At 60.5% G+C, this 26575-nt stretch carries 22 protein-coding genes; 5 read left to right on the top strand and 17 right to left on the bottom strand.

Going from position 1 to position 26575, the window contains the following annotated elements; genetic code table 11:
• Window positions 1-201 precede the first annotated feature (201 nt).
• Complete coding sequence (locus VOI23_RS12935; RefSeq protein ID WP_323785285.1) at window positions 202-876, top strand: DUF4386 domain-containing protein; 675 nt, start codon at window positions 202-204, stop codon at window positions 874-876.
• Here VOI23_RS12935 and VOI23_RS12930 read toward each other — a convergent pair.
• Window positions 873-1928, bottom strand: a complete 1056-nt coding sequence (locus tag VOI23_RS12930; RefSeq protein ID WP_323785284.1) for an RluA family pseudouridine synthase — start codon at window positions 1926-1928, stop codon at window positions 873-875. The two genes, VOI23_RS12935 and VOI23_RS12930, sit on opposite strands and share 4 nt — an antisense overlap.
• Here VOI23_RS12930 and VOI23_RS12925 point away from each other — a divergent pair.
• Window positions 1927-2229: a DUF6476 family protein gene (locus VOI23_RS12925; protein ID WP_323785283.1), complete on the top strand. Its 303-nt coding sequence runs from the start codon at window positions 1927-1929 to the stop codon at window positions 2227-2229. The genes VOI23_RS12930 and VOI23_RS12925 overlap by 2 nt on opposite strands.
• Before the next feature lie 30 nt (window positions 2230-2259).
• On the opposite strand, the gene VOI23_RS12920 is transcribed toward VOI23_RS12925, so the two are convergent.
• The 3 genes from VOI23_RS12920 to VOI23_RS12910 all read right to left on the bottom strand — a co-directional run bounded on the left by VOI23_RS12920 (window position 2260) and on the right by VOI23_RS12910 (window position 4807).
• Entirely contained in the window at window positions 2260-2676 is a 417-nt protein-coding gene (locus VOI23_RS12920) for a VOC family protein (RefSeq protein WP_323785282.1), read from the bottom strand.
• A gap of 189 nt (window positions 2677-2865) precedes the next feature.
• Window positions 2866-3171 carry a c-type cytochrome gene (locus VOI23_RS12915; RefSeq protein ID WP_416376533.1) on the bottom strand — a complete coding sequence of 102 codons (306 nt, stop codon included), beginning with the start codon at window positions 3169-3171 and terminating at the stop codon, window positions 2866-2868.
• Window positions 3172-3385: 214 nt separating this feature from the next.
• Window positions 3386-4807, bottom strand: a complete 1422-nt coding sequence (locus VOI23_RS12910; protein WP_323785280.1) for a phenylacetate--CoA ligase family protein — start codon at window positions 4805-4807, stop codon at window positions 3386-3388.
• 540 nt (window positions 4808-5347) lie between these two features.
• Here VOI23_RS12910 and argC point away from each other — a divergent pair.
• Window positions 5348-6322, top strand: coding sequence for an N-acetyl-gamma-glutamyl-phosphate reductase (gene argC, locus VOI23_RS12905; RefSeq protein ID WP_323785279.1), 975 nt, complete (start codon window positions 5348-5350; stop codon window positions 6320-6322).
• 70 nt (window positions 6323-6392) lie between these two features.
• On the opposite strand, the gene VOI23_RS12900 is transcribed toward argC, so the two are convergent.
• Both VOI23_RS12900 and VOI23_RS12895 read right to left on the bottom strand, forming a co-directional pair.
• Entirely contained in the window at window positions 6393-7994 is a 1602-nt protein-coding gene (locus VOI23_RS12900) for an FMN-binding glutamate synthase family protein (protein ID WP_323785278.1), read from the bottom strand.
• A gap of 234 nt (window positions 7995-8228) precedes the next feature.
• On the bottom strand, window positions 8229-9887 hold the full coding sequence (locus VOI23_RS12895; protein ID WP_323785277.1) for an iron ABC transporter permease: 1659 nt from the start codon (window positions 9885-9887) through the stop codon (window positions 8229-8231).
• 87 nt (window positions 9888-9974) lie between these two features.
• On the opposite strand from VOI23_RS12895, the gene VOI23_RS12890 reads away from it, so the two are divergent.
• Window positions 9975-10850 carry a hypothetical protein gene (locus VOI23_RS12890; RefSeq protein WP_323785276.1) on the top strand — a complete coding sequence of 292 codons (876 nt, stop codon included), beginning with the start codon at window positions 9975-9977 and terminating at the stop codon, window positions 10848-10850.
• Window positions 10851-10977: 127 nt separating this feature from the next.
• On the opposite strand, the gene putA is transcribed toward VOI23_RS12890, so the two are convergent.
• Window positions 10978-14427: a bifunctional proline dehydrogenase/L-glutamate gamma-semialdehyde dehydrogenase PutA gene (gene putA / locus VOI23_RS12885; RefSeq protein ID WP_323785274.1), complete on the bottom strand. Its 3450-nt coding sequence runs from the start codon at window positions 14425-14427 to the stop codon at window positions 10978-10980.
• Window positions 14428-14547: 120 nt separating this feature from the next.
• Between putA and VOI23_RS12880 the strand changes: the two genes are divergently transcribed.
• On the top strand, window positions 14548-15039 hold the full coding sequence (locus VOI23_RS12880) for an Lrp/AsnC family transcriptional regulator (RefSeq protein ID WP_323785272.1): 492 nt from the start codon (window positions 14548-14550) through the stop codon (window positions 15037-15039).
• 5 nt (window positions 15040-15044) lie between these two features.
• On the opposite strand, the gene VOI23_RS12875 is transcribed toward VOI23_RS12880, so the two are convergent.
• The 10 genes from VOI23_RS12875 to VOI23_RS12830 form a co-directional block, all read right to left on the bottom strand.
• Window positions 15045-17324, bottom strand: a complete 2280-nt coding sequence (locus VOI23_RS12875; RefSeq protein ID WP_323785271.1) for a hybrid sensor histidine kinase/response regulator — start codon at window positions 17322-17324, stop codon at window positions 15045-15047.
• Between the two features lie 177 nt (window positions 17325-17501).
• Window positions 17502-18419: a glucokinase gene (locus VOI23_RS12870; RefSeq protein ID WP_323785269.1), complete on the bottom strand. Its 918-nt coding sequence runs from the start codon at window positions 18417-18419 to the stop codon at window positions 17502-17504.
• Window positions 18420-18423: 4 nt separating this feature from the next.
• A complete protein-coding gene (locus VOI23_RS12865; RefSeq protein WP_323785437.1) occupies window positions 18424-18651 on the bottom strand; it encodes a hypothetical protein in 228 nt (75 codons plus the stop codon).
• Window positions 18652-18694: 43 nt separating this feature from the next.
• Window positions 18695-19915, bottom strand: a complete 1221-nt coding sequence (locus tag VOI23_RS12860) for a serine hydrolase (protein WP_323785268.1) — start codon at window positions 19913-19915, stop codon at window positions 18695-18697.
• Window positions 19916-20011: 96 nt separating this feature from the next.
• Window positions 20012-21043: an extracellular solute-binding protein gene (locus tag VOI23_RS12855; RefSeq protein ID WP_323785267.1), complete on the bottom strand. Its 1032-nt coding sequence runs from the start codon at window positions 21041-21043 to the stop codon at window positions 20012-20014.
• A gap of 50 nt (window positions 21044-21093) precedes the next feature.
• A complete protein-coding gene (locus VOI23_RS12850) occupies window positions 21094-21936 on the bottom strand; it encodes an ABC transporter permease (RefSeq protein WP_323785266.1) in 843 nt (280 codons plus the stop codon).
• Window positions 21929-22768, bottom strand: coding sequence for an ABC transporter permease (locus tag VOI23_RS12845; RefSeq protein ID WP_323785434.1), 840 nt, complete (start codon window positions 22766-22768; stop codon window positions 21929-21931). Before VOI23_RS12845 ends, VOI23_RS12850 begins: the two co-directional genes overlap by 8 nt.
• Window positions 22769-22881: 113 nt before the next feature.
• A complete protein-coding gene (locus VOI23_RS12840) occupies window positions 22882-23943 on the bottom strand; it encodes an ABC transporter ATP-binding protein (protein ID WP_323785265.1) in 1062 nt (353 codons plus the stop codon).
• Window positions 23944-24062: 119 nt separating this feature from the next.
• The gene (locus VOI23_RS12835; RefSeq protein ID WP_323785264.1) at window positions 24063-24833 is read right to left on the bottom strand and encodes a helix-turn-helix transcriptional regulator; all 771 of its coding nucleotides are present in this window, start codon (window positions 24831-24833) and stop codon (window positions 24063-24065) included.
• Window positions 24834-25213: 380 nt separating this feature from the next.
• Entirely contained in the window at window positions 25214-26572 is a 1359-nt protein-coding gene (locus tag VOI23_RS12830) for a TRAP transporter large permease subunit (RefSeq protein ID WP_323785263.1), read from the bottom strand.
• Window positions 26573-26575: the final 3 nt, after the last annotated feature.

Genomic DNA, 26575 nt, shown 5'->3' with positions numbered 1-26575 from the left:
ATATCGGGGCGCATCCGTCGCGGTTGAAGCTATGTGTCAGTCATTTCACGCCGATGTGCAGTTTGTGACAGGCCGGTTTGCAGCGCACAAGCCGGGTTTTCATGCATATTTGCACAAGCATGGATCATTTTTCGACAATTCCATATGATTTCTTGGTCGCTTAGACCCAGCCAATCCGATTTTCAATCAAGGGGCGCGACCATGAGCACACAGTTCGACGACAGTTTCCGGTCTTATGCCCGTCCGGCGGGGCTGAGTTACCTGATCATCATACTCTTTGGGATCGGCGCCGAAATGGCGCTGCGCGGCCCGCTGATCGACTGGACCAGCGCCGAAGCGACGGCGCAGGCATTGCGCGATCATAGCGGCCTGTTCCGGCTGTCGATCGGCGCGGATATGATCATGGCGCTGTGCGATGTGGTTCTGGCGGTGTTGCTCTATCGCATATTGCGCCCGGTGGACGAGGTTCTGGCGCTTTTGGCGATGGTGTTGCGATTGGTGCAAATGGCCATCGTCATGGGTAGCGCGCTGTATCTGGTGCAGGCCGAACAGGTTCTGGCGTCGGGGAGCAATGTTTTGATCCCGCTAAGCCTTCATGCGGCGGGCTATGATCTGGGGCTTTTGTTTTTCGGGGCCAATACGCTGATCACCGCTGTTTTACTGTGCCGGTCGGACCGCGCGCCGGTCTGGCTGAGTGCTGCGCTTGGGGCCGCTGGTGTGGTGTACCTGGTGGGCAGCCTGAGCCGCTTCGTTGCGCCCGATTTCAATGCTGCGATGCAACTGGCCTATTTACTGCCGCTGATTGCTGAAACCGGGTTCTGCCTGTGGCTTCTTTTCGCGGCGCGGGCCGGAAGGGCGCAGCCACAACCGGCCTAGGATTGGGGTAAAGGTTCCGGGGCAGGCTTAGACGACAGGGCATCGATCAGGGCCTGCATATCATCGGGTATCGGGGCTTCGAACCGCAGCGCTTCGCCGCTGACCGGGTGGATGAAGCCCAGTACCGCCGCATGCAGCGCCTGACGCGGGAAGGCGCGTGCGGCCGTGGCCCCTGCCACGCCGACCGCTTTTTCCGACAGTTTGCGCCGCCCGCCATAGGTCTGATCGCCGATCAGGGAATGACCGGCATGGGCCATGTGAACGCGGATCTGGTGCGTGCGGCCGGTTTCCAGCCAGCATTCGACCAGAGCGGCCACCGCCGGGCTGCCGAACGGTTCGACGATCCGCACCCGCGTCACCGCGTGGCGGCCTCCTTGGAACAGCACCGCCTGACGTTGACGGTCATGTTTGTGACGGGCCAGATGGGTGGTGATTTTCATGATGTTCCCGGCTTCGAAATTGACGCCGCGCACACCGCGCAACCGGGGGTCATAGGCATCTGGCACGCCATAGCAGACGGCCATGTAATAACGCTCGACCGTGTGCTTTTCAAATTGTTCGGCCAGCCCGTGATGGGCGCGGTCCGATTTCGCCACCACCAGCAAACCGCTGGTATCCTTGTCGATCCGGTGCACGATGCCGGGGCGTTTGGAACCGCCCACCCCAGACAGCGTATCGCCGCAATGGTGCAGCAACGCATTAACCAGCGTGCCGCCGGGCGTGCCCGGTGCCGGGTGCACCACCATGCCCACCGGTTTGTTGACCACGATCAGGTCGTCGTCTTCGTAGATCACGTCGAGCGCGATGTCCTCGGGGCCGATATGGCTGTCCTCGGCCACCGGCACGGTGATGTCGATCACGTCGCCTTCGGCCACCTTGGCCTTGGGGTCGGTCAGGGGTGTGCCGTCGCGGGTCACCTGCCCCGCCGCGATCAACCGGGCCAGCCTTGTGCGCGACAGCGACGCTTCTTCTGGCACATCGCGCGAAAGCGCCTTATCAAGACGGGCGGGCGGATCGGCCTGTATCGTGACAGTGAGGCGCGTGGTGGACATGGATGAAACCCCTGAACCGGAATTGCCGGCGAACCTGAAATTCCTGCGTCTGCTGGTGACGGTGCTGACCGGAACGATGATTGTGGGCCTTCTAGTGATCCTCACGCTGATTGTCATCCGCTTCCGCGATAAAAGCACCGATTTTCCCGACGCGATCACCCTGCCCGACGGGTCTCAGGCGCAGGCCTTTACCCAGACCAAGCGGTGGTATGCGGTGGTGACCGGCGACAACCGCATCCTGGTGTTCAGCCGCGAGACCGGGAAAATGGTGCAGGAAATCGAGATCAAGGGCGGGGAATAGAGTGGCCGCTGGGCGCCCGTGCGACCCGCACTATCCGTCTCGTCCCGGTTCGTTCGGATCGCTGGAGAAAAGCGCGATCTTGTTGCCTTGAGGATCGCGAAGGTAGCCGACATAGAAGTGAGGCCCATAAGAGGCGCGAAAGCCCGGATGGCCTTCGTCGGAACCGCCCGCGAGAAGCGCGGCGGCGTGAAGGTCGCGAACCTGGGCCTGATTGCGCGCCTCGAATGCGACCATGGACCCGTTGCCAGCCGAGGCCGGGCGTCCATCGAAGGTTGGCTTAACGTAGAAATCGGGCGGAACCGGGGATTGGCCCGCCTCTAAGGGCAGCGCGTAACTTAGCCCCTCGGGCCCCTCCTCCAGTTGGTACCCCAGGGCCGGCAGGAAGGCGGAATAAAACCGTTTCGCGCGCGCGATGTCATCCGCACCGACTGTGACGTAGGCAATCATGCTTCGTGTTTCTTTCCAGACGTTTGGTAATCTAGCGAGAGTGCTGCAACGTTATAATGCCACCATGAAGTTCGGCGCAACTTACGGCCCCTTGCCGATCCCCAAAACCGACATTGGTGCAATTGCAGCGACAAATCGCTCTCTCCGCGAAGCGGCCATTCGGCCGAAACCGAAATCGCCCCTTCCCCGTTACTGCTGGACCGACTCGAGGTAGTAGACCAGAGACAGGATGCGGCCGCGCGCGACCATCTCGGCGGTTTCGCCGCGCTGGCTGATTGCCGAAGCCTGGAAGCGGTCGCCCCAGATCGGCATAGCGTCGCCATGAACGGGGATCACGTTCCGCCGGTCGACCATGAAAAGCGTGTATTCGAAAGGAAATGTCCCGCCGTTGCGGGCGGCAAGCCCGGTCAAATCCGGCGTTTCGACGTTCAGAACCGCCGCGACCGGCCCATCGCCTTTCGCTGACTCACCATGACACCCCGCGCAGGCGATCATGTATTCCTTTTCGCCCGCGCTATCCGCCGCAACGGAGTGCACCCCAACAAGCTGGCAAGAACAGCCGATGCGAAGACAGTCGTTTTCATTGCAATTTCCTCCACCCTTAAAAATCGTTGCCTTATAATATTATGGAAACTGTACCATTATCGCTGCGCAGGCTTTTTGACCTCTATCAAGCGACGATTTCGTGGCCGAGGGGGCACCGATACCCTCACTCGGTCGCAGGCTGGCAACTGCCCGAGGATGTCATGTTTCGTGCGTCGGCGCTTCGTAGCGGCACGACTTCGTGGAATTTGCCGCTTGCGGTGAATTCGGGGGGCGTCTCGCTTTGCCGAACCGCCACATCGTCCAGACCGTTATCGCGAAACACGCGTTTCACCGACTCGATGACCTCTTGAAAGACAAGCCCTGCGGCCGCCCCATCGGTCAATTGGATGCGCAGTTCGAATTCTCTCTCATCGATCTGAACCAGTTGGATGCGCCGGGCGCGCTCGTGTTCCAGATCGAAGACGAGCGGCGACAGCGTCACCTCGCCTATACGCACGAGCGTCGCTTGGCGTCCTTCCACCTGGAAACTGCGAAACGGCGATCCACAGGGGCAATTGTCTTCGTAGTATCGAACACAGTCGCCGAGATCGTATCGGATGAACGGTTGAACCTCGTTGGCCAGCACCGTCAGCAGCACGGTTTCCGACAACGTGCCATCGGGAACGGGCTGCATCGCCTCGTCGACCGCCTCCAAGATGACCCAGTCTTCGTTCACATGCTTGCGCCCGTGGCTGCACTCGAACGAAAGCGCCAGGCACTCTGTGCTCCCATAAGGGTCGGCAATGCCGTATTTCAGCGAGGGGAAAGCCCGCCCGACCCGCGCGCGAAGGTCGTCCGTGAGCGTTTCTCCCCCTGTGGTGAAGAGCGCAGGCGCAATCTGCAGCCGCCCGGCTTCCTTTTCCTTGGTGAGGATGCTCAGCATGCTGGGGTAGGTCACGATCCAGGCAACGTTCGAGATCGCATTGAGCCTGTCAACGATCCGATCAATCGGCTGCTCGGCCTCGATGACCGTCAAACCCAATCCCTTTGCCAGTGCCGGATACAGCCGCTGTACCAATTTGTTGAACCCGTTTCCGGCGAAGTGACCGTTTCCGCCAGTGATCGTCACCCGCACCCCGAGCTTGCGGACATCCCGGATAAGCTTCCAATGATAACGTTCGAAGCGCGCCATCATAATTCCATAGGCATATTCCACGAAGGATGAGGACAAGACGATGACAGCAGGTTCTCCCGATGTCCCCGAGGTCTGGAAAACGGCGACGTCGTCGATCGGCACACCGGCCTTCCCGATATCCCGGAGATGTTCGCGCGCCCTGTCGAGGGGCAGGGAACGAATTGTCAGCCAGTCGTCGAAGTCCCGCATGAGATCGGGTTTTCGGGTCACCGGCAAGTCGTGCAGGTCGACATCGCGCGATGGCGGCACATCCGCGTAAAGCCTGTGAAACAAGGGGGAGTCGCGCCGCGCTTTTTCCACCAGACGCCGCAGGTTGCGAAGCTGCTTGGCTTCGATGCGCTTGCGTCCGCCCCATGCTGTCCAGCGCCCGCCGATAAAATAGCCCAATGCTTTTGGAAGGCTGAAACGCATGATGGCTCGCTATGTCCGTTGGTTGTGTCCGGCGAAAAAACTGCTGACCAGAGACTACACCAAGGGGCTCGACATGATTTGACTTGTATCAAAGCGCGTCGTCGCACTGGTCTGAACCCGCGCGGCATGCCGCGAAGCCCGCCATTCGGTCAACCGCGAAAGCCCGCCACGATGGCGATCGTGTGCAGTATCGAAGCCTATCTTCCTCGGTTTTAGAAACGATCAACGTGCGGGCGGCGAAGCGGCCGCACACGTTGGTGACGGTGCCGGCATGCGTACACATTCGGCTTGACCATGAATGGGAAGAACGACAATGCTGCAGGCCATGCTCAGGAACCAGACCCTCTTTGATCGACGCCGACGCCGCTCTACCCAAGCGGTGGCTCTTTGGGCTGCGCGTCGATCAGCGTCCTTCGGCATGATGACGACCTCACTGTAGGTCCCCCGCCGGAGCAATTCCGACCCGCGTTCCTGACCCCCGCAGCCCCTGGCTTCGGGGGTTTTCTTTTGTCCGAAATCTGAACCTGAAAGGATACCACCATGAGCATTCGCGTCGGCATTGTCGGCATCAGCGGTTTTGGCGGCGGCGAAGCGCTGCGCCTGATCGCGAACCACCCGTCTTTCGAACTGGTCTACGCCGCGGGCGACAGCAGCGCCGGCAGCCGGCTGGTGGATCGTTTCCCCGGCGTGCCCGTCAGGCTTGCCGGGCAGGTGATTGAAAAATGGGACCCCGCGGCCATGCCCGCACTGGATGTGCTGTTCGCATCGCTGCCCACGGGGGCCTCGGCCGCGGCGCTGGCGCGCGTCCCCATGGGCGTGAAGATCGTCGATATCGGCGGCGATCATCGCTACGCCGAGGGCTGGGCCTATGGTCTGGCCGACGTTTGGCCGGACCGGATCAAGGGGCAGACCCGCGTTGCCAATCCCGGCTGTTTTCCCGCCGCGACGCTGAACGCGCTGGCGCCGCTGCTGGCCGACAAGCTGATCGAACCGGGCAATATCGTGATCGACGCCAAGACCGGCATCTCCGGTGCGGGACGCGGCGGCGACAGCAAGTTCGGCTATGCCGAGAACAACGAGAACCTGCAACCCTACGGATTGCTTGAACACGTCCACATGCCCGAGATGGCCACGACGGTCGAGCGGCTGAGCGGCGGCAGCGCGGCCGGGCTGGTGTTCACACCGCACCTGGTGCCGATGACCCGTGGCCTGCTCACCACCATCTACTGCCGTGGCCACGCCACAACGGAGCAGTGCCAGGATGCGGCCCGGCGTTTCTATGCGGACCGGGCGTTCGTTCGGGTGACCGACAAGCCGCCGCAGACCAAATGGGCGACCGGTTCGAACCTGTCCTTCGTCAACTACGCGGCCGATCCCGAGCGCAACCTGGTGATCGCGATGGGCGTGGTCGACAATCTTGGTAAGGGCGCGGCCGGTCAGGCGGTGCAGAATGCGAACCTGATCTGCGGCCTGCCCGAAACCGCCGGACTGGAGGGAGCGCCAGTCTGGCCGTAAGGTCTTGCGCCGCCGAAAGGACATACCGTTCTTCCGGCGGCGTGAACGACAGTAAAGCCCGGCGGCCCGCTCAGGGCATGTAATCGACCGGCGCGAAGCTTTCGGCGCGGGCGCGGGTCCAGCGTTTGAGATAGCCGAACCCCACATCTTCGCCGCGCAGCAGGAAGCCTTCGGGCAGGTAGGGGTAAACTTCGTCGCCGGTGACCATGTCGCGGGACTTTTCCCGCATCAAGAGGTGATGCGGCTGAAACTGTCCGGGATGGTCCAGCCCCGCCGCGCCGGTCATTTCCGCCAGCGCCTTGAGCGTGTTTTGATGGAACCGGTAGACCCGTTCGGATTTATTGGTCACGTTCAGCGCCTTTTGCCGCAGCTTGTCCTGGGTGGCGACGCCAACCGGGCAATTGTTGGTATGGCAGGCCTGCGCCTGAATGCAGCCGATCGAGAACATGAAGCCGCGCGCCGAATTGGCCCAATCGGCCCCAAGCGCCAGGATACGTGCGATATCGAAGGCCGACACCATCTTGGCCGAAGCGCCGATTTTCATCCGGTCACGCAGCCCCACCCCACGCAGGGTGTTATGGGCAAAGGTCAGCCCCTCGACCAATGGCATCCCCAGACGGTCGGCGAATTCCACCGGGGCGGCGCCGGTGCCGCCTTCCTTGCCGTCGATGACGATGAAATCGGGCACGATATCGGTTTCCAGCATCGCCTTGACCATGCACATGAATTCGCGCCGATGGCCGATGCACAGCTTGATACCCACCGGTTTGCCATCCGACAAGTCGCGCAGCCGACCGATGAATTCACACATTTCGATCGGGGTGGAAAATTCCGGATGGCTGGGCGGGGATACGCAATCGACCCCCATCGGCACGCCGCGCGCTTCGGAGATTTCTTCGGTGATCTTCTTGGCTGGCAGCACCCCGCCATGGCCCGGCTTTGCGCCCTGGCTCAGCTTCAGTTCGATCATCTTGACCTGCGGGTCGCGGGCCTGCTGTTTGAACTTTTCCGGGTCGAAGCGGCCTTCGGGGGTGCGGCAGCCGAAATAACCCGAACCGACCTGATAGACCAGATCGCCGCCACCCTCGCGGTGATGGCGGCTGATGCCACCCTCGCCGGTGTCATGGGCAAAGCCGCCCTTCCTGGCGCCGGTATTCAACGCCAGGATCGCGTTGGCCGACAGCGCACCGAAGCTCATTGCAGAGATGTTGTAGATCGACAGGTCATAGGGCTGTTTGCAGTCGCGGCCGCCGACATGGATGCGGAAATCGTGGTCCTCGATATGATGCGGCATGACCGAATGGGTCAGCCACTGAAACCCCGAATCGTAAACCCGTTGTTTGGTGCCGAAGGGGCGCTTGTCCTCGATCCCCTTTGCGCGCTGATAAATCAGCGAACGTTCATCGCGGGAAAACGGTTCTTCGTCCTGATCGCTTTCGATCAGGTACTGGCGGATTTCGGGCCGGATGCCTTCGAACATGAAGCGCATATGCCCGATGATCGGATAATTGCGCAGGATCGCGTGGCGCGGTTGCACCACGTCCCGGATGCCAAGGATCATCAGCAGCGAAAACAGGATATAGGGGATCAGGAACCACCCGCTGAAAATCAATCCGACCAATGACAACACGGCCAGCAGAATTACCAATCCAAAGACTGAATAGCGTTCCATCGCCTGCGTCCTTCCTTACTTGTTCAGGGATGCCCGGCGCAGTTGACGGACCCCACCTTCACCCAGTGCGCAATAACCGTGCCAAGCTGGTACGGCAGACGCTGCGGCTGTTGTGGCATGGCGCGATTCCCCCCCGCAATTATCCTGCCCCGGCCGCCAAAGCCTAGCGCGTGCGCAAATAATCCGAAACCCTTAGCGGTTGGATGGGATCACAAATTTTCGGGACTGCCGGGCCTAACGGTTGGCGCGGGCCAGCATGGCCACCGCCGCCAGCCCGACCGCGATCACCAGAACCGCTGCGGGCGACGCATCGCCGAGGTTTTCCAGCGACGCCTGTTCATGCACCCGGGTTGCCAGCGTGTCGAAATTAAACGGTCGCAGCAACAGCGTGGCAGGCAATTCCTTGACGCAATCGACAAAGACCAGCAGCAGCGCCGACCCGACCGAACCGCGGATCAGCGGCGCATAGATCTGCCCCAGCACCTGCCCCTGACTGCGGCCAAGCGAGCGCGCCGCCATTGGCAGGCTGGGCGATATCCGCCCCATCGCCGCATCGGCGGCCCCCTGGGCGATGGCGAAGAACCGCACGCTATAGGCCAGCACCAGCGCCACCGCTGACCCGGTCAGCACCAGACCGATATCATAGCCTGTCAACGCCTCGATCCCGTCGGCCAGCGCATTGTCCAGCGTTGCCAGCGGGATCAGGATACCAACCCCCAGAACCGCGCCCGGCGCGGCATAGCCGATGGTGGTCAGCGGCAATAACAGCCGGGGCAGCGCCCGCCCCGACAGCCTGACGCCATAGACCATGAACACCCCCGCCAGCACCGTCATCACCGCCGCGATGCCGCCCACCACGACGGTGTTCCACAGCGCCGAAATCAGGTCGGGATCGGCCCACAGTTCGGCATTGGCCAGCGCGTGGCGCAGGATCACCCCGGCGGGCAGCAAGAACCCCATCACGAACGGGATCAGGCAGAGCAGCGTCGCAATCAACCCCGCCCCCGGTGCCAGCTGTGTCCGTTCGATCACCCGGTGACGGTTTGACATCGCAAAAAACCGGGTTTTGCGGCGGCTGACCTTTTCCAGCGACACCAGCACGATCACCAGCATCAGCACCACGCTGGCCAACTGCGCCGCGCCACCGGCGTTGTTGCTTTCCAGCCAGACGGTGAAAATGCCCGTGGTCAGGGTCTGTACCGCGAAATAATCGACGGTGCCGAAATCGTTCACCGTTTCCATCATCGCAATCGCCATTCCGGCGGCGATGGCGGGGCGCGCCAGCGGCAGCCCGACCCGGAAAAAGCGGCCAAAGGCCCCTGCCCCGAGCGACATCGCAACCTCTTCGGTCGCGCCGGATTGTTCACGGAACGCGGTGCGTGCCAGCAGGTAGACATAAGGGTAAAGCGCCGCCGAGAGCACCACCGCCGCGGCGCCCAGCGACCGGATTTCGGGAAACCAGTAATCGCGTGCCGATTGCCAGCCCATCACCGTCCTGAGCCCGGTCTGCACCGGTCCGGCATATTCCAGCAGATCAACCAGCGCATAGGCCCCGACATAGGCCGGGATCGCCAATGGCAGCAACAGCAGCCATTCCAGCCAGCGCGACAGCGGAAACCGGTAGCGCGCGATCAGCCAGGCCGCGCCGGTGCCCGCCCCGCCAGCCAGCACCCCGACCGACAGCATCAGCACCACGGTGTCACGCATATAGCGCGGCAAGGTGGTCGACAGCAGATGCGGCCAGATATTGTCACTGGGATTGAAGGCGATCCAGATCACCGCCGCGATCGGCAGCAGCACCAGCGCCGCGATCACCGCGGCCCCGGCGGACCACGGGTTCACCCGGAACCGGGACCGATTGCGGAAAAAATTGGATTTGGTAGCGGCACTCATACCCGTCTCTTGCCGGAAACCGGTTTAACTGTCCAGAAAACACCTTATAGTGCAGGAAATAAACAAGAACCACGTCACGGAACATTCATGCAGGTCGTACTACACGCAGGCGCCCATAACACCGATGACGACAGGCTGATCAAGTGCCTGCTGAAAAACGCGGGCGATCTTTCCAAGATCGGCGTGGCGGTGCCGGGACCATCAAGATATCGCAGGTTGATCCGCGATACGGTCAACGCGTTGGAAACCGGTCATACCTCGTCCGATTCGCGCGATTTGCTGGTCGATGCGATCGTCGACGGCGAAACGCCGGACCGGTTGTTGTTGTCGAATGAAAATTTCTTTTCGGTCCCCAAGGCGGCGATCAACAAGGGCGTGATCTATCCCGGCGCGGAAAGCAAGCTGGCGCGGCTGTGCGAATTGTTCAGCGGCGATCAGGTCGAACTGTTTCTGGCAATCCGCAATCCTGCGACGTTTCTGCCCGCCGTGTTTGCCCAGTCACCGGGGGCGGATTTCCTGGATTTTATGTCCGGTGCCGATCCCCGGCAGATCCGCTGGAGCGAACTGATCGCCCGGCTCAGGACGCAGGCCCCCGACGTGCCGATGACGATCTGGTGCAACGAGGACACGCCGATGATCTGGGCCCAGCTGATCCGCGATCTGGCCGGGCTGGAACATAACGCCAAGATCATCGGTGGCTTCGATCTGTTGTCAGATATCATGTCCAAGGAAGGCATGAAGCGGTTCCGCGCCTATCTGAAACAACATCCCGACATGAACGAAATCCAGAAACGCCGGGTGATCGCGGCCTTTCTGGACAAATACGTGATCGATGACGAGGTCGAGGAAGAGGTCGATCTGCCCGGCTGGTCGGATGCTTTGGTCGACGAGCTGACCGATTTGTACGATGAGGACGTGTTCCAGATTTCACGCATTCCCGGCGTGACCATGATCGGCCCGTAAGCGGACGACCGAAGCGCAGGCTGGAGCCGGCTTGCCGCGTCCCCCCGGAGTATTGCGACCAAGAAGAACCGGAAGATTTGGGGCTGGAGCGGCGATACGGCGCCGCCCCAGCTAAAGCGGCATTGGGTCAGGCCGTTTCCAACCCAGCCAGCAAGCTGGCATTGCCGCCCGCTGCGGTGGTGTCAACGCACAGATGGCGTTCGTGCACCGCGTGACCGGTATCGGGCATATCGGTGATCAGCGCGGTCAGCGGGCCGCGACGGTCCGCCAGCGCACGGCCATAGGAGGCGGCAGTTTCGCCACCCCCCCACCACACCACCCCGGCGATCCCGGAGATATCGCGCAACAGACCGGCAGGCACCGCGTAGGCACCGAGATCGACTGCGGCACCGCCCAGCGCGGCGATCTGCGCCGCCTGTTCCGCCGCCGCGACCTGTCCCGGGCCGAGGCAGAGGACGGGACCGCGTGCGACCAGCGTCAGGCGGTTCAGTTCACCGGTCGGCCCCGGCATGTCGATCTGCCGTTTGGCAAGCTTGGCGCAGTCCGCCTGCGCCGCCGCGATGGCGGCTTCAAGCTGCGCCGGGTCGATCGGTTCACCAGTTTCGGCACCGATCTGTTCCACCTTGTCAGACGTGAAGCGCGGCAGGTAATTCGGCCCGCCTGCTTTCGGGCCGGTGCCCGACAGGCCCTCGCCACCAAAGGGCTGACTGCCGACGATGGCACCGATCTGATTGCGATTTACGTAGATATTGCCGGCATTCACGCTGTCGGCAATGTCCTGCACCCGTGTGTCGATCCGGGTGTGCAGCCCGAAGGTCAGCCCATAGCCGGTGGCGTTGACGTCTGCGATGACCTTGTCGACCTTGCTAGCCTTGAAGGTCGCAAGGTGCAGCACCGGGCCGAACACTTCCTTTTCCAGATCGGCAATGCCGTTGACCCGGATCAGTGTCGGCGCGACGAAGTTGCCCCGGTTCGGCGTCGTCAGAGCGTGCAGCAGGCGCCCGGTTCTTTGTGCCTCGGCGATATAGCCGTCGATATCGGCGCGGGCTGTTTCGGTGATCACCGGCCCGATATCGGTTTCCAGCGCCCACGGATCGCCCAGTTCCAGTTCGTTCATCGCGCCAATCAGCATTTTGCGGAAAGCCGGTTCGACATCTTCCTGCACATAAAGGCAGCGCAGGGCCGAACAGCGCTGACCGGCTGACTGGAACGCCGAGGCGACGATGTCGCGCACCGCCTGTTCGGGCAAGGCGGTGCTGTCCACGATCATCGCGTTCAGCCCCCCGGTTTCGGCGATCAAAGGCGCGCCGGGAGCCATGTTTTCAACCATTGCGGCCTGGATCATTCGCGCCGTCGCGGTTGAGCCGGTAAAGGCCACGCCAGAAATCCGAGGGTCCGAGGTCAGCGCCCGGCCAACCACCCGGCCTTCGCCCGGCAACAATTGCAGCGCCGAGGCAGGGACACCGGCCTTGTGCATCAGGCGGACCGCGAAGGAGGCGATCAGCGGCGTGGTTTCGGCGGGTTTGGCCAGCACACCGTTTCCAGCCGCCAGCGCCGCCGCGATTTGACCGGTGAAGATGGCCAGCGGGAAATTCCACGGGCTGATACAGGTGAACACACCACGCGCCGGATGTTCCAGCTTTTCCGCCTGCACCGCATAATAGCGCAGGAAATCGACCGCTTCGCGCAATTCGCCAACCGCATCCATCAGCGTCTTGCCCGCTTCTCGCGCCAGCAGGGCGAAAATTTCACCGAAATTCTGTTCATAAAGATCGGCCACCCGATGCAGGGTGGCGGCGCGTTTGACCGCCGGGGCGGCCCAGGGCCGCGCCGCCGCCAGCGCGGTTTCGACATCCTTGGCGTTGGCGGTGACGACCTTGCCGATCACGTCGCCGGTGGCGGGGTTTGTGGCCTTCACCGGGGCAGATCCCTGCAACGGACCGGCGATCAGCGGTTCGGCACTGGTCGGAAAATCGTTGCTGCGGGCTTCGTCGATGCGGGCCAGTTCGGTCACGTCGAACAGGTCAAAGCCCGCGGAATTGCGCCGCGTCCCGAACAGTTCTGGGCCGGTGGCGATTGTAGGTCCGTGTGCTGCCATTTCCCGCTCGTGCTGGGCAAAGGGACAGGCGGCGACGGTGTCGGCGGGGATGTCTTCGTCGACGATCTGATTTACGAAGGAAGAATTGGCGCCGTTTTCCAGCAGCCGCCGCACCAGATAGGCCAGCAAATCACGATGTGCACCGACCGGCGCGTAGATCCGGCACTTGGTGGCTTCGTCCCGCAGCACCAGATCGTGCAGCGCTTCCCCCATGCCGTGCAGGCGCTGGAATTCAAAGGTATCGCGTGGCAGGCCCTGAGCCATTTCCAGCACGGCAGCCACGGTATGGGCGTTATGGGTGGCGAATTGCGGATAAATCCGGTCGGTCATCCGCAACAGTTTACGCGCATTGGCGATATAGCTGACATCGGTGGCAGATTTCCGGGTGAATACCGGGAAATCTGTCAACCCTTCGACCTGCGCATGTTTGATTTCGGTATCCCAGTACGCGCCCTTGACCAGTCGTACCATGATCCGGCGGTCCAGTCGGCTGACCAGTTCGTAAAGCCCGTCCAGAACGTCCGAGGCGCGGCGGCCATAGGCCTGCACCACCACGCCGAACCCGTCCCAGCCCGCCAGTTCGGGATCGGCAAGCACGGCTTCGATCACTTTCAGCGACAGGCCAAGACGGTCGGCTTCTTCGGCGTCGATATTGAACCCCATGCCAGCCTTTGCCGCCCTCCGGGCCAGATCGCGCAGCACCGGCACCAGTTCATCCATCACACGGTCTGTTTTGGCGACCTCATAGCGCGGATGCAGCGCCGAGAGTTTGACCGAAATCCCGGGATTGGAGCGGATATCGGAATGCGTGCAGCCCTTGGCGATCACTTCGATCGCGGTGGCATAAGACACCGTATAGCGTTCGGCATCTTCCATCGTCATCGCCGCTTCGCCAAGCATGTCGTAGGAATAGGTATAGCCCTTGGCTTCCTGCCCTCTGGCGCGATCCATGGCGGATTTGATGTCCTGACCCAGCACGAATTGACGGCCCATTTCACGCATTGCGCGCCCCACGGCGGTACGGATCACCGGTTCGCCCAACCGCTTGACCGCGTGGCGCAGATTGCCTGCCAGTCCCGGCGCATCAGCCTTGAGCACCCGCCCGGTCAGCATCAGACCCCAGGTCGAGGCATTGACCAGCGGTGAAGCCGAATGGCCCAGATGCTTGCCCCAGTCTGACGGCACGATCTTGTCTTCGATCAACGCGTCGATGGTGACGGAATCGGGCACCCTGAGCAGCGCTTCGGCCAGACACATCAGCGCGATGCCTTCATCGGTGGACAAGCCGTATTCGGCCAGAAACACCTCCATCAGCCCCGGTGCCGCGTCGTTGCGAATACGGGTGACCAGCTTGGCCGCGCGGGTGGAAATCGCTTTTCGCGCGGCGGCATCCAGATCCGCCTGCGCGATCAGCGCGGAAACGGTTTCGGTTTCATTCTGGCGTTTATTGCGGTCCCAACGGGGGTCAAGGTCGATCATGCTGGCCTCGGGAAGCTAGGGTAACGTTTCGATAATGATATCGCAAAAATATTGTTCTTTTCGTCCATAGGAATTAAATTCCCAGTCAATAAGACCATACTAGTCAGGGAACTTGGACCAATGGCGCAGAAGACCGAAACCCTGCCCGGGCTGGACAGGTTCGACCGTCGGATTTTACAGATTCTGTCGGTCGAGGCGCGGGTTTCGATGACCGATCTGGCACAGCGGGTGGGATTGTCAAAAACCCCGGTTCTGGCGCGGGTCCGGCGGTTGGAAAAAGACGGGTATATCACCGGCTACCGGGCGCAGTTGTCGACCAAGAAGCTGGGGCTGGATCATGTCGCCTTTATCGAACTCAAACTCAGCGACACCCGCGAAGCGGCGCTGTCTGCGTTCAACGCCGCGATCCGCAAAATCCCCGAAGTGGAAGAATGCCACATGATCGCGGGTGGGTTCGATTACCTGATCAAGGTGCGGGCGCGCGATATTGGTGATTACCGCCGGGTTCTGAGCGAAAATATCTCGACCCTGCCCCATGTCGCATCCAGTTCGACCTATGTGGCGATGGAGACGGTGAAAGAATCCGGGGGCGAGCCGCTCAGCGAAAGCTGACAGGATCAGTCGTCGCGGTTGATGGCAAAGACGCGCTGCAGCGCCCGGTACAGATCGGATTTATTGATCGGCTTCATCAGCCGGATGTCGTCCGGCAAAATCACGTTGCCATGAAGCGCTGCTTCGTTCGGAAAGCCGGATATGAAGATCACTTTCAGATCGGGTTGAAATTGGCGCAGCCGCTGCGCCAAAGCCGCCCCCCGGAGCGTGCCGGGCATGACGATATCGGTCAAAAGAAGATCGAACGGACCATGGAGATTGTAGAGTTGCAACGCCTCATCGCCCGAAGAGGCGGCGATGCAGTCAAGCCCGAAACCATGCAGATTCTGCTGCAATAGCTGGTTCAAAGACGGATTGTCTTCAGCCAGCAGAACCCTCCCCTCAATCTGGAACCCGTTCAGGCCGGCCTGAGCCATTTTCATGATTGACGTGTCCTTCACCGAGGCGGGGAAGAACAGCTTGATCGAAGTGCCGTTCCCCGGTTCGGAATAGACCCGCACCCCGCCTTGAGACTGTTCGGCAAACCCCTGCACCATCGACAATCCCAAGCCGCTGCCCTGATGCATTGGTTTGGTTGAAAAGAACGGGGTGAAAATTTCCGACATAACTTCCGGGGGAATTCCCTCGCCGCTGTCGGACACCGAAACCACGACATATGGACCCGGATGCAGATGATCGAGCCCGCCGTCGATATCGACCTCGGTCAGCACCTTGTTGCCGGTCTCGATAGTGATCGCCCCGCGGTCCCCGATCGCGTCGCGGGCGTTGATCACCAGATTGAGCAGGGCGCTTTCGAACGAACTGCGGTCGATATGAACCGGCCAGAGCGCGTCATCGAGAGAGGTCGACAGATCGATGCGATCAGGCAGAACCCGTTCTAGCATCGACTTCATATCGCCGATCAGCCCGTTCAGATCGGTCGATTGCGGGTCCAGCGTCGCCTTGCGCGCGAAGCTGAGCAGTTTGCGGGTCAGGTCGCTGGCCTGTTTCGAAGCGGCCAGAGCGGACTCGATGCATTCTTCGATTTCCTGCCGGTCCTCGCTGTCCTGTATCAGTTCCAGATTGCCGACGATGACTGCCAGAAGATTGTTGAAATCATGCGCCACGCCGCCAGAGAATTTGCCAACGATTTCCATTTTCTGCGCCTGCAACAACTGCGCTTGGGTTTTGACCAGATCGTCAATGTCATGCATCGTGCCCATCAGACCGATGGCTTCACCTTGATCATCGAGGATATGGGCGCTGTTCAATTCTGCATGCCTGAAACTGCCGTCAGCTTGCAGAATGCGCAGCCGGACAACGTCGTGATCGCCTTTGTTCAAGCGGCCGTCGACCATCATGCGTTGACGCGCATTCAGGAAAAGTTGGCGGTCGTCTTCATGAAAGACGCTGGTAATGTTTTCCTGTGTGGGCTGAAACGTTTCGGGATCGAAGTTGTGAAGCCTGTAGACACCGGGCGACCAATAGATTTCACCGGTCTTCAGGGAGACTTCCCAAGTGCCAATTCCGGCGACGCTTTCGGCCCTGATCAGGCGGTCCTGCACATCAAGGAGTTCGGTTAGATCATGTTCGGTTCCGACCAGGCGCAACGGTTCGCCCGCATCGTCGAAAACCATCTTGAAGCTGTGATGTATCGAACGGTATTTGCCTCGGGCATCGCGGATACGCAGGACGATTTCACCAGTTTCACCGGTTTCGGCGGCCGTTTCGATAGCCTTGAACATTCTGTCCCGATCATCCGGATGCACAACGTCCAGCCGGTGTTCGCTGAAATCTTCGTAATCCTCTTCTGTGTAGCCCAGCAACTGCATCTCGCGTTGCGACCAGCCCCCTTCGCCGGTTTTCAAGTCGATATACCAGAAACCGATATCTGTTGCTGTTCTCAGGGGAATGGCTGCATCTGTTTGCCCGGCTGATTGCGCCCGGTTTTGATTGCCGGGGGGAGCCGTCGGATCGACGGAAATGAGATACAGGTTTCGGCCTGCGCCGTCGTCAATTACACGCCCGGTCAAACTGATTGCGGTGCCGGGACCGCTGTTTGTCCGGGCCGCCCATGTCAGAAGGCTGTCGTCGTTCTGAACCGTCAGGTTTTGAAGAAAATCTGCCAATCCCTCGGGATCGGGTCCAGTCCACAGGGCGGTGAGCATGTTTCCGGTCGGCGCTGCGTTTTCGATATTCAGAAACTGGGACATCGCCGAATTGTGCCGTACCACAGAACCGGTCCGGTCCAGCACAGCCATCGGATAGGGCGCGTATTCAAATGCAGCTTCCGCCAAGGATACCATCGGATAACCTGATAAATTCTCTGCTCAATTGAGCTAAGACCAGCCGGAGGCGCAAAACAAGCTTAGATTTGGAGCGTTTCAATCTCAAAAGTACAGCCCGCACCACCAAAGCAAGAGGTATCCATTCAGTACGCCCGCACCGATAGTTTTCATTGAAATCCCTGTGGAACCAAGCGTTTAGAACGCGATCCTGCTGCATCCCAGCAATCCGGCGCGGTCGTCCTGGATGATCCAGAGCGGGCATTGCGCCCGGGTGTCGATAGGCAACGGTTGCCGGAAAGTCGCGATCGTCCGGGTGGCGGCAGGCAGCGACAGCACCGCGCGGGCCACGCTGCCAGCGAAATAGATACCTGCCATCGGCATATAGGCCAACAGCAGATCTCGCAGCAGCCAGCCGATCAGATCGCCGTAGAAATCGGCCAGCCCGGTCAATTCGTCAGAAGTACCATAGCCGTCGATGATCTGTGCAGGCGTCAGATCGCCCTGTCCGGTCAGCGCCGCACAAAGATGGGACAGGCCGCGTCCGGAAAAGCAATCCTCGACCGTCGGAAACGCCGGGGACAGCCCCGGTTGCCGTGCCTCCAGCGCCGCGCCGATCCCCGCCGGCAGGGTCACGTGGCCCATTTCCACACTCGGGCAAAGCACCGCGCCGCCCGACTGGATCACCGGGCTGACATTAAAGCCGGTGCCGATGCCGACGACCAGAGACTGCCGGATCGGTCCGTCCGGCACGATGCCCGGTGCAACCCGGAGCAATTGCTGATCGTCCAGCACCGGGACGGCATGGCCCAAAGCGGTCAAATCGTTGATCAGGCGCACCTGCGCGCCGGCCAGACGCGCTGTGATCAGGTCAGCATCGAACAGCCAGTCACGGTTGGTCAACCGCGCGCGCGTACCGTTCACCGGCCCCGCCACCGCCACCACGATTTCGTCGATCCGCGCCTCGCCGGTATCGTCCAGAAACCGGTCCGCCACCGCGTCGAAGCCGGTAAAATCATCATTGCAGTAGCTGTGGGCCGTACCGGGCAGAACCATACCCTGCTGTGCCAGCGCAAGGCGGGAATTGGTCCCGCCGATATCGGCTACCAAGCGCATCGGGTCAGTTCAGCCACTTGCCGGTATCCGGCGCGAGACAGGACAGCTTGTTCCGGTCAAAAGACAACGGATGCGGCGTGCCGGGCCAGGCCTGACCATTACGGTTAAGCGCCGTGACCGGGATCAGCTGCATCACGCCGCCCTTCTTCACGACAATTCTGGTGGCCAATGTCATCGCCTCGATCCGGTCATGGGTGGCATAAACCATGAAGGTAGCAAATTTGCGATGCAAGGCCCATATGCGCCGCTTGAACAGTCCCGCCCGGGGATGAATTTTACAGGCCGTCGACGATGGCTTCGCAGGCGCGGACGGCATCCTGACCGAATGAGGGGATCAGGTAATCCGGCCAGCTGGACAGTTTGACGATCACGACATCCGCGCTGCGGTCGATAAAGATCATCTGCCCGAAGACGCCGCGCGCCATGAAAACACCCCGTTCGGGATTATGAACCCACCAGAACCGCCGATAGGCCCCGTCCGGTGACAACTGGTCGTAAGGTGCGCCGAATTTCGACGCGTCGGCACCGCCGCAAATGGCGTCGATCCAGCCCCCGGGCACGACCTGCCGATCGCCCACCCGGCCACCGTCCAGCATCATCTTGCCAAACCGGGCATAGTCGCGCAGCGTCGCGTTGAAACCGCCATCGGCCAGCGCGGTGCCCGCGTCATCAACCGTGAAAAACCCATCATGTTCGCACCCCAAATGCCGCCAAATCCTGTCGGACAGCAAGGAGGCAAGATCGGCACTGCCGACGCGTTCCAAAGCCCAGGCGATCACATCCGTTTCGATCGACCGGTAGGAAAAACTGAGCCCGTGCGCACGTTCCTGCGGCAAGGTCAGGATCACATCGCGGATCGTGGGTTTGATTTCACCGTCGCGAACCGGGCGCCAGCCAGAGGCGACGTCGACCCGGGTCATGTCGCTGCCTGCCAGCCCGTAATCTTCGCTGAACCGCGCCCCCGACAACATGTCGAGCGCCTGATCCACCGTGCATCCCGCGTAACCTGTGCCTTTCAGTTCGGGAATGATGTCCTGCAACGGGGCGGCCAGATCCAACAGACCTTCGCCATGCAGGATACCAGCCAAGGCCCCGATAACAGATTTTGAAACCGATTGCCCCAGATGCGCGGCTTCGGAGTTGAAATCATTGGCATAAAATTCTGTGACGACCGTCCCGCCCTTAAGAATGAGAAGACCGTCGGTATAGCTTTCCCAAATCCAATCGCTGATCGGCAGGGACCGCCCGTCGAAGCTGTCGAACCGTATCGACGACAAGTCCTGCGCGGCGTGGTCAAATCCCCGAACAGGGCCACCACCGGCCCGCACATCCACGGTGGGAAACAGGGTGCGCATGTTCTGGAAGGACCAGCGGTTGAACGGTGCCAGATCCCAATTTTCCAGCGTCGGCCGCTTTTCCGGCGGCGGCGGAAAGCCCTGCATGATGCCGATTTCCCGCGCTGTCTTGGGTTTCAGGCTGTTTGATGTCCGCTGCATTCGGCACGCTCCCGCTGGGCGGCCCACAGGGGGTGGACCACAGTCAATATTTGTGTGGTGGCCAAGGGGCGGCCACCACGTTGTTGCCGGGTTGGATTATTGCTTCAGGCGTGTCCAAACCTTGTTGTACAGCTCAACCACGTCCTGATCGCAGGGTTTGACAAAGTCCGGGGCCGGTGCATCCGCAGGCATCACGATTTCCGGGGCGTCCAGCATTTCGGCATCCATGAATTTGTCCGACCCCAGAACACCGTTGGCATAGCGCGCGAAATTCGAGGTCAGGGCCGCGTTTTCCGGTTCCATCATGAAATTCACGAACAGTTTCGCGTTTTCCATGTTGGGCGCGTCAGCCAGCACCGCCACATTGTCCATCCAGCCGGTGAAACCTTCCTTGGGATAGGCGTATTTCAGGGTCGGACGATCGTTGCGCGCACGCATCGCAGCACCGTTCCAGCTTTGCGACAGATCGACATCTTTCGACGTCAGTTTTTCGATCACCGCATAGTCCATCGTGCGCCAGTCTTCCTTGGCCTTCACCAACAGGTTCAGAAGCTCTTTCATCTGTTCCGGGTTCGAGTTGCAGCGCGGATAATTCAGATAGCGCAGACCGGCGTTGATCACATCGTTCATGTCGTTGAGCATGTTGATGCGGCCCTTAAGTTCGGCCGGCGGGTTGAACACGATTTCAAGCGTGTTGATGTCGCCGCCGTAAACGTCCGCATCCACGGTGAAGCTGGTGGTTCCCCACTGATAGGGCACCGAATATTTGCGGCCCGGATCCCAGTAAACATCGACCCAGTTCGGATCGAGATTCTTGAAGTTTTCCATTTCCGAGGCATCGATTTCGGCCAGAAGCCCCTCTTCCACCATGATGGCGACCATGTAATCGCCCGGCACCACGATGTCATAGCCGGTGCCGCCTTCCTTGACCTTGGCCAGCATGGTTTCATTGCTGTCATAGCCATCCAGCGTGACGTCTATGTCGTATTGCGCTTCGAATTTCTTGATCATCTCGGGGTTGGTGTAGTTGCCCCAGTTATAGATGTTCAGCTTGCCTTCGGCCTGTGCCTGCACAGCGGTTAGGGCGATGACGGATGTGACCGCCGCCTTGAATAGTTTCGAGTTCATTTCAGGTCCTCTCGTTGGTTGGGATTGGCCCGTGTCGCACGGGCTTCTGGTTATTTGCGGTTGCGTTGAAGCAGGAAGGTCATCGCCACCATTGCGACCGTCAGCACGATCAGGACGGTCGATACCGCGTTGACCTCTGGTGTGACGCCGCGGCGGATCTGGCCAAGGATATAAATTGGCAAAGTCGTCTCGCCCGGCCCTGCGACCAGCAAGGTGATGATCACGTCGTCCAGCGACACCACGAAAGCCAGCATCGCCCCGGCCAGAATGCCCGGCATCAGCAAGGGCAGCGTCACATGGCGGAAAGCCTGCCAAGGCGTGGCATAGAGGTCGGCCGCGGCGGATTCGAAGGTCTCGGACATATCCGCAAGACGGGCACGGACGGGCATGAAGGCAAACGGGATACAGAACACCGTATGCGCAAGGATAAGCCAGCCCAGCCCGGTCAGTCCGGTCAGTTGACGCAGCATTGAAAAGAACGCCAGCGTGGCAATCGCAGTCACGATTTCAGGGATCATCAATGGTTGATTGATCAGGGCAATGGCCGCCGACCGGCCAAGAAAACCGCCGCCCCGTGTTGTCGCCAGGGCCGCCATGGTTGCGATCATCGTCGAAACCACAGTGGCGGTCAGCGCCACCTGGATCGAGATGCCCGCCGCGTGCCGGATATCCCCGTTATCCATCGCCGCCGCGTACCAGCGCAGGCTGAATTCGGTCCAGCGCACCACCGATCGGTTGTCGTTGAACGAAAACACGATCAGGATGGCGATAGGCGCATAAAGCAGCAGCAGAACAAACCAAGACAGGCCGGTAAACAAGGGTTGGCGCCGTAATTCACGGGTGCCGGTCGCACGGGTCAGGAAGTTTGGTTTTCTGCGGAGAGGTTCAGCCATGACGGTTTTCCTTTTCTGCACCCGCACGCAAGGAGAGCAGCAAAGCAATCAGCACCACCCCCATCAGGATCAGAGCCGCGGCAGAGCCAAACGGCCAGTTGCGCCCCGACCCGAACTGCATCGCAATCAGATTTCCGATCATCAGTTTCTTGCCCCCGCCCAGAAGCTCGGGCGTGATATAGGCGCCAAGCGCAGGGATCAGCACCAAAGCACACCCCGCCACGATGCCCGGGCGGCTGATCGGAATGACGATTTGACGGAAAACCTGCATCCGCGAGGCATAGAGATCGTGGCCCGCCTCCAGCAGGGAGAAGTCGAATTTTTCCAGCGACGCATAGATCGGCAGGATCATGAAGGGCAGATAGCTGTAGACCAGACCGGCCAGAACGGCACCATCCGTATAGAGCATCTGCATCGGCGTGCTGATCACGCCCAGCTTCATCAGGGCGAGGTTGATAAAACCTTCGTCGCGCACGATCAGCAGCATCGAATAGGTTCGGATCAGAAGGTTTGTCCAGAACGGCAGGGTGATTGCAAAAAGCCAGGCGTTGCGCTGTTCAGGCGGGCGGGCAGCGATGAAATAGGCCACCGGAAACCCCAGCATCAAGGTGCCGAACATCGTGAATATCGCCAGCCCGAAGGACCGCCCGAAAATCTGCAGGTAAGCGCTGTTGAAACTCAGCGTGTCGTCGAAGATGTCCCGCTCGAACAGGAACTGGACATAGGCGTCGGTCGAAAAAACCCATTCAACGCCGCCATATGTGCCCGGTTCCAGAAAGGAATAGATCAGCGCGATCGACAACGGGGCCAACCCGAATATCCCGATGATCATCAGCGCGGGAAGCAGAAGAAACAGCCTGACGCGACGCTTGCCTTTGGCACGCGCGTGCAACGCCTGTTGCAGGTTTTCCGATGCTTTCGGGATCTGTTGCACAAGCTCTGCCATCAGTCTGCCAGAACCTGCAACATGGAGGTATCGCAGCTCAGACCGACCACGGTGCCAACCGGACTTGGCCGGTCGACCTGAGCCTGAATTTCGGTGCCGTCGTCGAGGCAGACAAGCATCTGCGACCCGGCTCCGAAATAGGTGGCGTCGCGCACGGTTCCTCTCAGCAACGCGGCCTCGGACGCCGCATCGCAAACCGTGATGGTTTCAGGGCGCAGCGCGATATGGACGGGGCCCGGCACCAGCGTGGCGCTGGCCGTCTTGACGGTCAGCGGCGGGCCATCTGCGAACCTGATCCGGGCCATCGGGCCTTCGTATCCCAGCAATTCACCGGTCACGATATTGGTATCGCCGATGAAATCAGCGACGAAGCGGCTTTGCGGGGCGGTATAGATGTCTTCGGGCGTGCCGACCTGCTGCACCGCCCCTGCCGACATCACCGCGATCTGGTCGGACATGGCCAAAGCTTCGCTTTGGTCATGGGTCACGAAAACGAAGGTGATGCCGGTTTCATTCTGCAACCGCTTCAATTCGCTCTGCATCCCCTTACGCAGCTTCAGGTCCAGCGCAGACAGCGGTTCATCCAGCAGCAACACCTTTGGTCTTGGGGCCAGGGCGCGGGCCAGTGCCACGCGTTGCTGTTGCCCGCCCGAAAGCTGATCCACCCGGCGCGCGGCAAAGGCCCCCAGTTGGACCAGATCAAGCATTTCTTCGATCGTCGCGGCGATTTCGGCCTTTGGCCGTTTCAGCATTTCCAACCCGAAGCCAATGTTGCGGGCAACGCTCATATGCGGAAACAGGGCATAGTTTTGAAACACCGTGTTCACCGGCCGTTTATGCGGCGGCAAATGACCGATCGATTCCCCGTCCAGCCGGATTTCACCCTCGCTGGGCAGTTCGAAACCGGCGATCAGTCTGAGCAGAGTGGTCTTGCCGCAGCCCGACGGCCCAAGCAGGGTGAAAAAGCTACCCTCCGGAACGGCCAGCGAAACATTTTCCAGCGCCGTCACCGCCGTAGCGCCTTCGCCAAATCTTTTGGTCACATGTCTCACGTCAATCATGGTTTGTCCCGGCACTTCCCTTTTGGCGCTGTTGGGACTCACCCTAAGACCGGGCACACGGTCTTGGAAATACCCCTAGAGAAGGGTATCCGGCCTACCCCCAAAGGGGTAAGCGCGGGTCAGATGACCGATTGCAGAAAGATCGAAAACAGCGCCGACTGAGATGAGATTCCCAGTTTGCGGTAGATGTTTTTGCGGTGCACTTTGACGGTCGCTGGCGACAGGTCCAGCAACAGGGCGATCGACTGGCTGGAATGGCCGCGCAACAGATGCTGAACGATTTCGATTTCGCGGCTGGTCAGACCCTTGCAAACCTGTTCAATCATTGTGTCCAGGTGCATGGCGCCGCTCAATTGATCCGGGGCTGTGCGTGGGCTGCGATGGAAATGCTGCTCACACAGGGCCGAAATGACCTGATGGGCCTGCAACAATCGGTTCACATCCCGGCGCGAGAACCGCATTTCTCCGACCAGTCGCCCCAAAGAGAAGAAAAGTGTGCTGTCCGACAGGGTGACAAAAACGGCCAACTCATCCTTCAGGCGGACGGATTTGTAGTAAATGTGGAAATAGTCGGTCTGCGAAAACCGGTCCGGCGCCACATCGTCCAGCACCATGATGGGGTCGAAACGGTCGCTTATGAAGCTGACGACGAACGGGTCCAGCAGCCAGGCCCGGTCCAACCATCTGTCAACGACGACAGAGCGCCGTTCCTGCCTGACATTATCAAAAATGTGTTCGGGCAATGCGCCCGGGCTGAGTCGGCTGACAAATGCGCCGCGAAACGGCGTTACCGTCCGCATATAGTCCAGAACCGAAGGAACGAAGTCCGCTGTTCCAATGGATCGGATCGCTTTGGCGAGAGCGTCTGCGGTGGCTGAGGCTTGCGTCATCTTTACCGATCCGGATCTATGGACATTCACGTCTGGCCCCGGCGCGAGGCGGCGCTGCCGCCGGTTCGGCCGTTCTGCCGTTTTGGGCCCGGCGCATTGAACGCCGGATCGTGGCTTATTAAAAGCCCCCGATCAATCTGGCGATGAGATTTTCGACCGCCGCAACTGCCATTGGACCGACTGCGGGACCCGGCCAGCGCAAAAGCAAACGATGCGGCCCATCAAGCATCCCGGGACCGGTTCCAAAACATGATATGCTTGAAAGCGGCTCCGTAACGGGGCATCTGCCCCGGTCGGGATGCAGTGTCAGCAATGCAAAAGGAGCCCGGGATAAACCCGGGCTCCTTTCGGTTTCACGATACGATCACCGCTGTTCGCGATCACCCGCCATAGACGAGCCGCGGTAGCCAGGTGATGATCTGTGGGAATACCATGCAGAGCACCAGCCCGACGATTTGCAGCGCGAGGAAAGGCAGGGCCGATTTGAAGATGTCGCTCATCGGGATTTCCGCCGGCGCCACACCGCGCAGGTAGAACAGCGCATAGCCGAAGGGCGGCGACAAGAAGCTCATCTGCATGTTCACAAGGTAGAGAACCCCGAACCACAGCACCAGATCACCTTCCGATCCCAGACCGAAGGCCTGTGCGCCAAGCGCCCGGATGATCGGCACGAAGATCGGAACCGCGAGCAGCAAGATGCCAACCCAGTCGAGGAACATGCCGAGGATGATCAGCACGACCTGCATCAGGATCAGGATGCCCCAAGGGCCAAGGCCCAGACCGGTCATCGTCTGTTCGACGAATTGCTGGCCGCCTTCGAGAACGTAGAGCCCGACAAAGATGGTCGCGCCGAACATGATCCAGATCACCATCGCGCTGGCTTTCAGCGTGGTCATGCAGGCTTCGCGGATGGTTTGCCAGCTCAGCTTGCGATGGATCGCCGCGACGATGAACGCCCCGAATGTGCCGATACCAGCCGCTTCCACCGGGGTCGCCACGCCGGCAAAGATCACGCCCAGAACAACGAAGATCAGCGTAATCGGTGCCGCCATATTACCCAGAAGGCGCAGCTTTTCACGGGTGTCGATCCGTTCCTCGACCGGGATCGGCGGGCCTTTCTTGGGATCGAGATAGCACATCGCGGTAACGTAGAAGATGTACATGCCCGACAACAGCAGACCGGGCAGGACCGCGCCGATGAACAGTTCGCCCACCGATTGTTCGGCCACCACGGCATAGATGATCGCCAGAATCGAGGGCGGGATCAGGATGCCCAGCGTACCGCCTGCCATGATTGATCCCATCGCGATCTTCGGATCGTAGTGACGTTCCAGCATCGCCGGCAGGGCGATGATGCCCATCGTCACCACAGCCGCGCCGATCACCCCGACCATGGCGGCGAGGATGGTCGAAGCGATGATCGTCGCCGCCGCAAGGCCGCCTTTGACGCCGCCCATCAGCTTGTAGATCACATCGAACATCTCGTTGATGATCCCCGCCCTTTCCAGCATCGCTGCAAGGAAGATGAAGAGCGGGATCGCCGAGAGCTGATAGTTCGTCATCAACGGGAAGATCCGCGACGGCACGATGTTCAGGGTCTGCGCGTCGCCCAGAATGAACAGGAACACACAAGCCAGACCACCGGTGACGAAGGCCAAGGGCAGGCCCGCCATCAATAGGGCCATGAGGCTGCCGAACATAAGGGCCGTCAGCCAGCCAATTTCCATTTCAATTCCCATGGA

This window comes from Thalassovita sp., assembly GCF_034670005.1.
Taxonomy (GTDB): domain Bacteria; phylum Pseudomonadota; class Alphaproteobacteria; order Rhodobacterales; family Rhodobacteraceae; genus Thalassobius.
The sequence above is the reverse complement of the archived record's forward strand: the minus strand, read 5'-3'. Positions and strand labels throughout refer to the sequence as shown.